Origin of the sequence: Nocardioides sp. NPDC127514 (assembly GCF_040302125.1) — a bacterium.
GTDB lineage: Bacteria > Actinomycetota > Actinomycetes > Propionibacteriales > Nocardioidaceae > Nocardioides.
The window spans coordinates 1-11999 of record NZ_JBEORF010000030.1 but is presented as its reverse complement, the minus strand read 5'-3'; the positions used below and the strand labels follow the sequence as shown (position 1 = coordinate 11999).

The window sequence follows — 11999 nt, the reverse complement described above, 5'->3', positions numbered from 1 at the left end:
GGGGGGAGGGTTATCGCTGGGGACGGCCCTTGAAGACCACCACGTCGGCGCCGTTGCCCAGATCGAGCTCGACGCGTACGGGGCGGGCTTCCTCGGGGATCTGGAAGACGTAGACGCCCTTGGCGGACTCGCCGTCGGCGACCGAGGCCGGGAACGGCACCTCGCCGTCGGAGGCGACGCTGACCGCCGGGGTGCGCTCAGGCCCGTAGTAGGCGTTGACCACACCGAGCGCGAGGTCGAGCTTCTTCCCGGTCTGGTTCTTCACCTTCACGGTGATCGCGAGGGCCGGGCCGCCGACCTCGCCGGGCAGGCTCGCCGTGGCCTGGACCGAGTCGATCCTGGCCAGCCGCGCCGTCACGCCCGGGGCCGAGGTCGCCTCGGCCTTGAGGCCGACCGCGCGGTTGTCGCCCGACGGCTTTCCCGGCTCCGACTCCTCCGACTCCTCTGACTCTGAGGACTTCTCCGACGGGGTCGCCGTCGAGGAGGGCGCCGCGGCCACCGTCGAGTCCGACCCGGGGTCGGCCGGGCCGGACGGGTGACGCACGATGAGCACGACCGCGACGCTCACCAGGACGACGGCAGCGACGGCTGCCGCGACGTACATCCTCGAGCGCGGGACTTGACTGAGCATGGGGGATCTTCCGCGGGCGGGTCGGACAAAGGCATCGATTCAAAGACGTTGGATTAAAGCCCAAGCCGGACGCCCATGGGGGGATCCGGACGCCTACTCCCCAAGATCGGGTATGCCTCCTACGGCTCGATCACCTTCAGGTCGTCGTAACCGACCAGGACCGGCGTCGTGCCGATCGTCGAGGCACCGAAGCTGCGCAGCATGACCCCACCGGCGACCTGATTGGCGAGGGTCGAGTCGGAGAGCTCGTACGTCCAGCCCGACGGCTCCGCGGAGCCGGCCGGCCACACCTTGGTGCGCACGGTCGCCGGGGCGGTGCCGGTGACCTGGAGGCGGACCTTCAGCCGGTCGCCGGGCGCGACGCTCAGGCCCGGGACGACGTTGGCGCCGACGACCGGGGTGCCGCTGCGTACGAGATGGATGCCGACGGTGCCGTCCGGGTTGAACCGGAGCCGCGAGGCGTAGTGGTTGGTGCCGGAGACGCGGGCGCCGAGGATCGACCAGACGTAGCCCGCGTCGGGCAGCCGGGACACTCCGACGCTGACGGTGGCGTCGACGTCGGTCGCAGAGACCTCCTCGAGCCGGGACTCGGTCGTCCCACCCGGGGTGACCGAGTGCCAGCCGCGGCCCTCGGAGACCGAGAAGTTGCCGGCGGTGCCGGTGGTGCGGGTCCAGATGCCACCGGTCTCGGCCGTGCCCCAGCCGCTCGCCTCGGCACGTCCGAAGGTGTCCTCGGCGACGACGCCCTCGGCCGGAGGTGCTGGCTCGCCGGCGACGTCGACGGTGACCCACTCGGTGGGCGACTGGTTGCCGAAGGCGTCCTCGGCGACGACACGGTAGCTCTGGGTGGTGCCCGGCGGCGCCGCGGTGTCGACGAAGCTCTGCGTGGTCTGCTTCCAGAACGCCGCGGTGACAGCCTTGGTGTGGATCGGGGCGACATCGGTCGAGCCGCGGTAGACCTTGTAGGTCACGGTCGCGTTGTCCATGTCGGCGTTGCCGGGCCAGGTCAGCTTGACCTGACCGTCGGCCGGCGAGGTCGCGGTGAGCCCGAACTCCGCGCCGGACATGGCCGGACCGACGTCGTTGGGGGCGATCGTGTTGACCGCGAACCGCGCCAGACCCTGCTGGGCGATCCCGTTGATCTTGAGGAACTCGCCGCCGTAGACGACGTAGTCGGCGTTGGCCGTCACCGTCCAGGGCGCCTGGTTGGCACCGGTGAACGTGCCGGGGGTCCACTTCGGGTACCACTCCAGGAACTCCGGGCGCGGGGTGCCGGGGTGGTCGGGGTAGCCGTAGATGTCGCGGGTGTTGGTGCCGCGTACGTCCTGGGTGACCGCCGTCGAGTGCTGGAAGCTGCGCGGGCTGGTCTCCGGGAAGCCGCCCGAGTTGCCGCAGTAGTGCTTGTGGCTGGCCTGGTAGACGACGTCGGCAGTCGGCCAGATCGAGTAGGTGTCGCCGTGGCAGTCCTCGAGCCAGGTCAGGCTGCCCGTGGCCCAGTCGGCCTTGAAGGTGCCCTCGGAGTTGCCGCCGCTGCCGTAGTGGTAGCCGCTGCCGTAGAAGCTGCTGCCATCGCTCTCCAGCGAGAGGACCGCGGAGTTGCTGCCGGCGTCGCGGAACTCGGAGTTGACCGGCAGCGCCATCGAGGCACCGGTCGCGACCTTGATCCGGGCCAGGCCGTAGCCCGGGTTGGAGGATCCGTTGACCCGGGTGAAGTTGCCACCGATCACGATGTCGGCGCCGTCGGGCGAGACCACGACGTCCTGCACGGAACCGTTGGAGACCGTCGGGTTCATCGGCAGCAGCTGGGTGCCGGTGTCGCCGGGCCTTACCGCTGCCAGCTTCGTACGCGCGGTGTTGTCGGCCGAGGTGAACACGCCGCCGTAGAAGACCGCGTCGGCGGTCGCCGCGACCGCGTTGGTGGTCGAGTTGAAGATCGGGCGGAAGCTGGTCAGCGCCCCGGTGGCCAGGTTGATCGCCGCGCCGCGGTAGCGGTTCACCCCGTTGACCTGGGTGAAGCTGCCGGCGACGTAGAGCAGCGTCTTGTCGGGCGAGAGCGCCATGTCCTTGACCTGACCGTTGAAGCTCGGTGCAAAGCTAGGGATCAGCTCGCCGGTCGAGAGCCGGTAGGCCAGCATGTTGGACCGCGGCGTCTCATCCGTCCCCGCCGCAGCGCCCGCCGGGCGCGCCGAGGTGAAGTTGCCGCCGACGTAGACGATGTCGCCGACGATCACCTGCTTCCAGGCGACCCCGTCGATCTGCACCGTCGGGAGTACGTCGGCCGAGACCGTCTCCGGCAGCTCCGGGTCGACCGGAGCCGTGTCCGCCGTCGCCCCTCCCGACATGACCAGGCTGCTCACCCCGAGAACAGCTGCGACTGCCCCCGCCGCCAGCAGACGCCACTCGTGAATCCGCGTCATCATCCATCCCTGCACAAGGCGGCCACCTCGGCCGCGACACGGCAGTGTCGCGGACACACACGGTCATCCGCCCGTCAATCGCGCTTCTGATCCCCTGAATCGGGTATGTGTGGGGACGCAAGCACCCAACGCTCGCAAACTGCGTGGTTCAGGGGGCAGACTCCCACACCATCAGTTGGATGCAGAGTCCACAGGAAGGCGTACGTCTCTTGGCTGTCCCGTCCCGGGTCCTCCTCCTCGGTATCTCCACGGTCGCCACCGTGGTCGCGCTGGGCTCGACCTACGCGCTGACCTCCGGCCCCGCCGAGGAGCCCACGCCGCGTGCGGAGAGGAACTACGGCGATCTGCCGCCCGACGACTTCGGCGGACCGGTGACGCTGACGCCATCCCCCTCGCCGTCGGTCTCTCCCTCCGCGTCCTCGACGCAGACGGCCAAGCCCTCGGACGGGGCGGACCCGAAGAAGCGGCCCACGGACTCGGGGAAGCCGAACCGCTCCGGCGACCGGCCGGGCGAGCAGGGACCGCGCGATGGTGAGCCGCTGAGCTCACCGCCGGCGGGCGGCGCTCCAGGGTCCGGGGACACCGGCGTACCTCCGAAGAAGAAGCTGCGCGTCCACCGCGGCGACCTGATCATCAGGACGCCCGGGAAGGTGGTCGACGGCCTCGAGGTGCACGGCCGGGTCAGCGTCGAGGCGCCGAACGTGACGATCCGCAACACCAAGGTGATCGTGCCGACCGGCTCGGAGACCGCCGGGATCTCCAACAACAACGGCAACGGGGCCGGGATGCTGGTCAGCAACGTCGAGGTGCTCGCCGAGAACGCCGCGCCGGGCGTCAACGGCGTGGTCGGCCGCGACTTCACCCTGGAGGACTCGGAGATCCACCACGTCACCGACCAGGTCCACATCACCGGCAGCAACGTGACGGTGCGCGACAACTGGTTCCACGACAACTACCACTTCGAGCGCGACCCCTACCAGGGCGGCGGTGCCTCCCACGACGACTCGATCCAGATCATCGGCGGCAGCAACATCACGATCGCGGACAACCGCTTCACCGGCGCCTACAACGCCGGTGTGCAGATCACCCAGAGCATCGGCGACGTCAACGGGGTCACGATCCGCGACAACCTCCTCGGCGGAGGCGGCTGTACGGTCAACATCGCCGAGAAGGGCCGGGGCCCGATCCGTGGCACGGTGATCCGCGACAACCGGTTCCTCAGCGACCAGCGCATCGACGGCTGCGCGATCATCCACCCGTCCTCGACGAAGATCACCCACTCCGGCAACGTCTGGGACGACTCCGGCCGTCCGGTGGCCCTCAGCCGCGGCTGACCTTCCGAGCCAGCGCGCCCCTCACGGTCACCACCAGCGACATCACGTCGCGGCGGATCGGCGGGACGAGCAGAAGCAGTGCGTACGCCGCGGCCCCGGCCACCACGCAGACCGGCAGCGTCACCGCGGGGTGCTGCCCGTGAAGGGCCTGGGCGGTGACGTACGCAGCGGCGGCGACCGCGCCGGCGACCGTCAGGATGCGGGCGGCACCGAGATAGAGCGGGCCGACGCGGAGACGGGTGCGGCGGGAGATCCACCACAGCGACAGTGGCCACTCCAGGAGATGGGCGGTCGCGTAGCCGACCGCGACGCCGGTGATCCCGTACTGCACCCCGACGAGCACGCAGACGACCTTCAGGACGGAGGCCACCAGGGTGTAGTGGCGCAGCTCGGTGGTCAGCCCGTGGGCGAGATAGACCCAGTAGCCGACATAGGCCAGCGTCTGGAACAGGCCGGCGCAGGCGAGCAGGGCGAAGACACCGGCGACGTCCCAGCCGGGTCCGAGGAAGAGGGCGCAGACCGGTGCGGCGGCGCCCGCGACCAGGCCGAGCCCGGCGCCGAGGCTGTAGCCGAGCGCGACCTGGCCGCGCTGCACGAACCGCTGGGTCAGCGCCGGGTTGTCGCGGATCCGGCTCAGCACCGGCAGCGCCACGGTCGTGGTGGGGCCGCGCAGCTGGACCAGCGGGTTCATCAGCAGCTGCCAGGCGCGGTTGTAGGAGCCGAGCTGGTCGGCACCCAGGCGGGTGCCGATGAGCACGGAGTCGATGTTGCTGGCGGCGTAGTTGATCAGCTGGGTTCCGGCCAGCGACCAGCCGAAACGCAGGAACCCGCCCATCTCCACGCCGCGCCGCGGGCGCCCGGGGAGCCAGCCGGCGAACGCCGCGACGGCGACCAGGGCGACCGCGCCCTGGACGAGCTGCTGGATGACGAGGGCCCAGTAGCCGGCGCCGTTGGCTGCCGCGTACGCCGCGATCCCGAGGGCCAGCAGCGGCGCCAAGGTGGTGGCCACGGCGAGCCTTGCGAAGAGCATCCGGCGGGTGAGGTCGGCGCGGTATTGCGCGCCCATGCCGTTGAGGACGAAGATCCCCGACATCGCGGCGGTCAGGGCTGTCAGGGCCGGCTCGTCGTAGAGGGCGGCGACGAGCGGGGCGGCCGCGATGACGACGAGCGCGAGGCCGACGCCGAGGGCGGTGTTGAGCCACCACAGGTTCGACTGCTGCGCCCGGGTGAGCACCTTGGCCTGGATCGCGGCGGTCGAGAGCCCGAGGTCGCGGAAGATCTCGGCGACCGCGACGACCGCCAGCACCATCGCGACCAGGCCGTAGTCGCGGGGACCGAGCAGCCGGGACAGCACCGCGACGGAGGCGACCTGCACCAGGATGCGTACGCCCTGGCCGCCGAGCACGACCATCCCGCCGCGCGCGGCGCTCCTGCCGAGCCCGGTGTCCTGCTCCACCGTCACCCGAGGACCTCGGCCGCGATCTCCTCGCGGTAGCGCTCGGCGCCGAAGCGCTCCTCGGCGTCCTTGCGGCCGGCGGAGGCGAGCTCGGCGGCGAGAGCGGGATCGGTGGCGAGCCGCTGGATCGCGTCGGCGAGGTCGTTCGCGTCATCGGGGGTGACGAGGAGGCCGGTCTCGCCGTGGATCACGATCTCGGCCAGGCCCTGCACCCGGCTCGCGATCAGCGGGCGCTCGGCGAGCAGTGCCTCGACGGCGACGTTGCCGAAGGGCTCGACGCGCGAGGGCACCAGCACGACGTCGGCCTGCTCGAGCTCGCCCGCGGGCTCGGCGACGTAACCCAGGAACTCGACCGAGCCCACCAGATCGGCGTCGGCCGCCCGGTCGCGGAGCTCCTGTTCGAACCACTCATAGCCCGCGAACACCGACCCGCACACCCGCAGCCGCGCGTCGATCCCGCGCCGGCGCACCTCGGCGAGCGCTTCGAGGGCCACGTCGGTCCCCTTGCGCGGCGAGAGCCGCCCGACCAGCACCAGCCGCAGCGTCTCGTGCGGCCTCCGGCTGCGCGCCGCCGCCACGGACTCCGGCCCCGGCACGCCGTTGTAGACGACGGTCGTACGCCGCTCCAGCACCTTCACCGTGTGCGTGAGGACGTCGCGCGATGCCCGCGAGTTGGCCACCACCCGGGTGGCCAGCAGGAGCGGAGCGGTCAGGGCGAGGCGTACGGGCTTCGGCTGGTCGTCCTCGGCCTCGTGGACATGACAGACGACGGGGACGCGGGCCGCCCGCGCGACGACGATCCACCACGGGATCGTCACGGTGTTGACCAGCAGCCGGCTCGGCCGGACCCGCCGCCACAGCCGCGCCGCACGGACCCAGAAGACCATCAGCGCCGCGGCCAGCCGGACCAGTCCGGTGGGGCTGAGGTAGGCCTTGCGCAGCACCGGGAAGGCCATCACCTCGACGTTCGCGCCGGCGGCCTCGAGCAGCGGGAGGAGCGGTCCGCGCTCGGGTACGACGACGGTGATCCGCTGTCCCGCCTGGTGCAGCCCACGCACCGTCTCGACCAGCTGAAGATCGGAGCCGTAGACGTCCGGCGACGGGTGGGCGACCAACAAACGCATGATGGGCAACGGTATGTCACCGGGACGGCCCGGGCCGAAGGTCCTGACAAAGTCCTACCCAGATCTGGGGAGTGGACGCGCTTCGTGCCCTACGACGATTGAGGGTCACCTAAGGTCCGCATGTCCAACCCTCCCCCACGTATGCACGTATGAGCGAAGCAGGATCGAGCATGGCCGCGACCGGCGCCGAACGCGCCTCAGCCGGGTTCCGTGCACATCTGGAGGCGCTGGCTCAGGCACAGAAGCCCTCGCTCAACACCGCGGCCTACTCGCGGCTGGTCAATCGGCCCGCGGGCCGGGTCGTCGCCGCGGCCGCGCACACCGTCGGCGCGAGCCCAAACCAGGTGACGGCGGTGAGCGCGACGCTCTCGGCGGCCGGCCTGGCAGTGCTCGCGCTGGTCGAGCCGCGCTGGTGGACCGGGATCCTGGTCGCGGTGCTGCTGGCTGCCGGCTATGTGCTCGACTCCTCCGACGGGCAGCTCGCCCGGCTCCGCGGCGGCGGGTCGCGCTCGGGCGAATGGCTCGACCACACCATCGACTGCTTCAAGACCGCCAGCCTGCATCTGGCGGTGCTGGTGTCCTGGTATCGCTTCGGTCCGGTCACTGACGGCTGGCTGCTGGTGCCGCTGGGCTTCGAGGTGGTCGCTGTGGTGACGTACTTCGGGCTGATCCTGATGCCGACGCTGCGCCCGGCCCCTGTGACCGGGCCTCCCGGATCGCCCGCATCGGTCCACGAGAACCCGCTGCGCAAGTGGGCGCTGCTGCCGATGGACTACGGCGCGCAGTGCTGGATGTTCGTGCTGCTCGGCTTCGGGGCGCTCTTCACCTGGGTCTACGCCCTCGTCTTCGTCTGCAACGCCGCAGCGCTGGCCATCGCGCTGCGCAAGTGGTGGCGTGAGCTGCGCGTGCTCGACGGCTCGGTCGAGGTCTCGTCGTGAGCGAGCTCTCCCGGCTCGCCGTGGTGGTGGTCAGCTACGGCGATCCCGCCCTGCTGGAGCGGCACACGACCCAGGTCGCCGCCGCACTCCGGCACGCCAGGATCGTCGTCGTCGACAACCACTCGACCGACGCCCATCGCGACGCGGTCCGGCGGCTCTGCGACCGCGAGGGCTGGACCGGCGTCTTCCCCGGCACCAACACGGGCTTCGGCGCCGGCTGCAACCTGGGCGCCGCGGCTGCGCTGGCCGAGGGCGCCGAGGTGCTGCTCTTCCTCAACCCGGATGCCACGATCGAGGCCGAGTCGGCCGTACGCCTCATGGCCGCTGTCGAGGCCGAACCGCTCCTGCTCGCCGGGCCGACCGTTCTCGGCGCGGACGGCGAGGTCGCCTCCGCGGGTCTCGATCTCGACCTGGACACCGGGGCGATGCGCCCCTGGCGGCGCCGCTCCGAACATCCAGGGGCCGAGACACTCCCGTGGGTCACCGGCGCCTGCTTCGCGGTCACCCGAGAGCTGTGGGAGCGGCTTTCCGGCTTCGACGAGCGCTACTTCCTCTACTGGGAGGACGTCGACCTGTGCGCGCGGGTCCAGGCGCTCGGCGGCCGGGTCGCGGTCATCGAGGGGGCCACGGCGATCCACTCCGGCGGCGGCACCCAGCGCCTGGAGGGTTCCCGCGCCAAGTCGCCGGCCTACTACTACTTCAACATCCGCAACCGCGCCCTCTTCGCGCGGACCTGGCTCAGCCAGGAGCGGCAGCGGTCCTGGCGGCGCGGGGCCGTCGGGGCTGCGTACGAGATCCTGATGCGAGGTGGCCGCCGACAGCTCCTGCACCCGGTACGACCGGTCTCCGCGGTCCTGCGCGGGCTGCGCGACGGGCGCCGCGACCGCCCGGTCCGGGTCCTGGAATCGGCCCGGGAGCTGCGCGCGACGACCAACCCCTACATCGTCCAGCTCATCGAGACCCTGGGGCAGCGGGACGACACCGAGGTCGTGCTGTTCGGCTTCGCCCGGGCCATCGTGGGCCGCTACGACGTCTTCCACGTGCACTGGCCCGAGCTGCTGGTGACATCGGCACGTACGCCGCTGCGCCGGCTGGCCCGCCGCCTCCTCACCACCGCGTTCATCACCCGTCTCCGGCTGACCCGGACCCCGGTCGTACGCACCTGGCACAACCTCGTCCGTCCCCACGGCCTGAGCCGCTGGGACCACCGGCTCCTCGACGCCCTCGAGCGCCGCACCAGGCACGTCATCCGGCTCACCGACCAGACCGCTCCCCCGCTCGACGTACCGACCTCGACGATCGTCCACGCCCACTACCGCGACTGGTTCGAGCCGGTGACCGAGGCACTCGAGCCCATCGAGCAGGACGACAGGCGGGTGCTCTACTTCGGCCTGATCAAGCCCTACAAGGGCGTCGAGCAGCTCCTGGAGGCAGTAGCCGACAGCCCCGAGGCAGACCTCGACGTACGCCTCGTCGGCTCCCCCTCCGACCCCGCCCTCGCCGACCGCGTCCGCGCTGCCGTAGCCGCCGACGCCCGGATCAGCGCCAACCTGAGCTACGCCGACGACCCCACCCTGGCCGCCGAGATCGCCGCCGCCACGTTGGTGGTACTGCCCTACAAGGCCATGCACAACTCCGGCGCCCTTCTGCTGGCCCTCTCCCTCGACACCCCAGTCCTGGCCCCCGACAACGAGGTCAACCGTCGCCTGGCCGAGGAGGTCGGCGAAGGCTGGCTCCACCTCTTCGAAGGCACCCTCACCATCGAGGACCTGGAGGGCGCGTTGAAGGCCGTCACCGCCAATCCGCCCGCCGGGCGTCCCGATCTGTCGGCGCGCGAATGGCCGGAGTCTGCTGCGCTCCATGCCGCGGTGTTTCGGGCTTCGTTGTATCCCTAGATCGTCGCGACGCTCGATCTCTTGGGTGGGGCCGAGACGGGTTGTACGTCGTCGACCGTCGGTCGTCGGCTGTTGCTGGGTGGTTGGGGTTTGCCGCCGACCCGTTCTTGGAGGGTGTTCTCGTCGAACCCCGGAGTCAAGGACGGCCTTCGGCCGCCGGCTTCGCCGGTCGCCTTCGGCGATCCTTGACACCGGGATCCGTCGAGAATTTTGGCTGGCTATCGGGTCGGCGGCAGGGTCTGGCGCAGCGGATTCAGTTGGGTGCGGGCTTGGGGCTGTGGCTGGTCGTGTGCCGGCGGGTCGTGCTTGTGGGTGCCTACGGCAGTGGGCGCGAGCTTGTGAATGGTTCACAAGCGGGCCGTTGTTCTTGACCGGGTCGGGTTCGGTGCCGGGCAGGGTCGCGAGGTTCCCACCGATCGGGAGAACTCCCCACGACCGCGCCCGTTCCCCATCCTCCGGATCGTGGGGAACCTTCACTGCAGTGGGGAAGTGTCCCCGCCAGCAGGGAACGGCGCGAGTGGAGTCCAGAAAAGCTGACCCGAACACTCGTCGGGCACCAGGGCGGGCGGCTTCGGCAAGAGCTGAAACCAGTCAGCGGTTGGGGATCTCGCCTCGCGGCCGGGACCCGGTGAAGTGATTCATCGCCCAGTCGTTTAGGGGCGGCGGGTGAACCTGATGGTGCCGTCGGGTAGTCGCTGATGGGTATAGCCGGGTGCGTGGGCCAGGCGGTGATGGTGGGGACAGAGCAGCGCCCCGTCCTTGAGGTCTGTCTTGCCGCCGGCGGCCCAGGGTTCTAGATGGTGGGCGTCGCACCATTCCGGTGGCATGTCACACCCCTCGGCCTGGCAACACTTGTGCTGCAACCGCAACGCTTTGCGCTGGATCGGTTGGAAGAACCTGCTGCCCCGGCCGGCGTCGAGGACCTCGCTGTCACCACCGAGGACCCAGGGGATGATGGTCGCGTTGCACGCCATCCGCCTCGCCTCCGCCGCGGAGATGGTGGTGCCGTTGGTCTCCTCATAACCCAGGGTCGCGATGCCGAGGTCCTTGCGGAGCTCCTCCAAGGAGATCACCACGTTGACCACGGTGGCATCGCCACCGTGACGCGGCAGCGCGGCCGGGTCGATCGTCTCAAGTAGCCGCGCGAAGCCCTGACCCATCAGCCGCTCCCACGGCGGCAACGGAGCACCCTTGCCGACCAACTGCTGTTTGCGGGGCTGGGCCCAGGCCTCCACCAGCCGCTTGAACCGCATCCCGATCGAGACCGGGAGGACGCCGTCGAAACCGATGGTGCCGTCGTGGTTGTCCCAGACCCGTAGCGCGGTCTTCTGCTGAGCCCGTTCCTCCTCAGCCAACAGTGCTTTGGCTTCGGCGTCCTCGAACCGGGCCGGGTCGATCTCGGCCAGGATCCGTCGTCCGACGATGCGGAGTTCGTTGGCGGTCAACCGAGTGGCGTAGTCAACGAGGAGCTTCTCGGCGAGGATCAGGTCTTCGCTGCTGGCGACGGGGTTGGTCTCGATCTTGTCGAGCGCTTGGGTGATCACCCGTGCCTTGTCCTGGGACACGACACCCTCAGCGAGACCGGCGGCCACCATGTCGTACTTCCCGACGCTGCTCGCGAGCTTGATCTCGGATCGGGCGACCGCCTTGTCCACCAACAACTCGGCCCGCATCCAGGCGGAGGCGTCCTTGGCACCGGTCTCCTCGGCGATATCGCCAGCAGATGCGAGCACCCGGAGTGTCACCGCGGCCAGCTTGGCCCGGAGCTTCTCCAGCCGCTCCAGCGAGTCCTTCTTCTGCCCGGTGCGCCAATAGGTCGGATCCCGGGTCAGCAGCCGGTCGAGGGAGGATTCGATGGCGGTCAGTTCTGCGTCGATCGCGTCGCCGGGGTTGGTGCCCCAGTGGTTGGTGTCGCGTTCGAGACTCATCGCCATCCCTCCCTTCAAAGCGGTGTTGTGATGTGTCCGATTCTACGCCTTCATTCGCCTTTCAGTCACTTATTTTCCCAGTTCAAGTGCCATTTTCGCGATGAGTGAACAGAGTCGCTTCTGTGGATGGTAAGTGGCCCGAAGGGCCACCCTCCCGCCCCATCAACCTCACCGGTCCGAAGCAAGATTCCGCTGCGCCACACCCGGGCCGCCGCCCCGATAGCCAGCCAAATCTTTTCTCGATCTGGTCCGGAGTCCAGGACCGCCGAAGGCGGC

The 11999-nt window shown here is 70.1% G+C and carries 8 protein-coding genes; 3 read left to right on the top strand and 5 right to left on the bottom strand.

Annotated features, from left to right (window positions below; translation table 11 throughout):
• Nucleotides 1–10 precede the first annotated feature (10 nt).
• Both ABTX24_RS22315 and ABTX24_RS22310 read right to left on the bottom strand, forming a co-directional pair.
• Nucleotides 11–631 carry a hypothetical protein gene (locus tag ABTX24_RS22315; RefSeq protein ID WP_350842666.1) on the bottom strand — a complete coding sequence of 207 codons (621 nt, stop codon included), beginning with the start codon at nucleotides 629–631 and terminating at the stop codon, nucleotides 11–13.
• Nucleotides 632–750: 119 nt separating this feature from the next.
• The gene (locus ABTX24_RS22310; protein WP_350842664.1) at nucleotides 751–3048 is read right to left on the bottom strand and encodes a fibronectin type III domain-containing protein; all 2298 of its coding nucleotides are present in this window, start codon (nucleotides 3046–3048) and stop codon (nucleotides 751–753) included.
• A gap of 179 nt (nucleotides 3049–3227) precedes the next feature.
• On the opposite strand from ABTX24_RS22310, the gene ABTX24_RS22305 reads away from it, so the two are divergent.
• Complete coding sequence (locus tag ABTX24_RS22305) at nucleotides 3228–4382, top strand: right-handed parallel beta-helix repeat-containing protein (protein ID WP_350842662.1); 1155 nt, start codon at nucleotides 3228–3230, stop codon at nucleotides 4380–4382.
• Here ABTX24_RS22305 and ABTX24_RS22300 read toward each other — a convergent pair.
• On the bottom strand, nucleotides 4369–5844 hold the full coding sequence (locus tag ABTX24_RS22300) for a lipopolysaccharide biosynthesis protein (protein ID WP_350842660.1): 1476 nt from the start codon (nucleotides 5842–5844) through the stop codon (nucleotides 4369–4371). The two genes, ABTX24_RS22305 and ABTX24_RS22300, sit on opposite strands and share 14 nt — an antisense overlap.
• Nucleotides 5841–6962: a glycosyltransferase family 4 protein gene (locus ABTX24_RS22295; RefSeq protein WP_350842658.1), complete on the bottom strand. Its 1122-nt coding sequence runs from the start codon at nucleotides 6960–6962 to the stop codon at nucleotides 5841–5843. The genes ABTX24_RS22300 and ABTX24_RS22295 overlap by 4 nt, the downstream gene beginning before the upstream one ends.
• A 170-nt stretch (nucleotides 6963–7132) precedes the next feature.
• Between ABTX24_RS22295 and ABTX24_RS22290 the strand changes: the two genes are divergently transcribed.
• Both ABTX24_RS22290 and ABTX24_RS22285 read left to right on the top strand, forming a co-directional pair.
• A complete protein-coding gene (locus ABTX24_RS22290) occupies nucleotides 7133–7900 on the top strand; it encodes a CDP-alcohol phosphatidyltransferase family protein (protein ID WP_201451116.1) in 768 nt (255 codons plus the stop codon).
• Nucleotides 7897–9795: a glycosyltransferase gene (locus ABTX24_RS22285; protein WP_350842657.1), complete on the top strand. Its 1899-nt coding sequence runs from the start codon at nucleotides 7897–7899 to the stop codon at nucleotides 9793–9795. The genes ABTX24_RS22290 and ABTX24_RS22285 overlap by 4 nt, the downstream gene beginning before the upstream one ends.
• Before the next feature lie 653 nt (nucleotides 9796–10448).
• On the opposite strand, the gene ABTX24_RS22280 is transcribed toward ABTX24_RS22285, so the two are convergent.
• Nucleotides 10449–11723, bottom strand: a complete 1275-nt coding sequence (locus ABTX24_RS22280; protein ID WP_350842655.1) for an HNH endonuclease signature motif containing protein — start codon at nucleotides 11721–11723, stop codon at nucleotides 10449–10451.
• Between the last annotated feature and the right edge of the window lie 276 nt (nucleotides 11724–11999).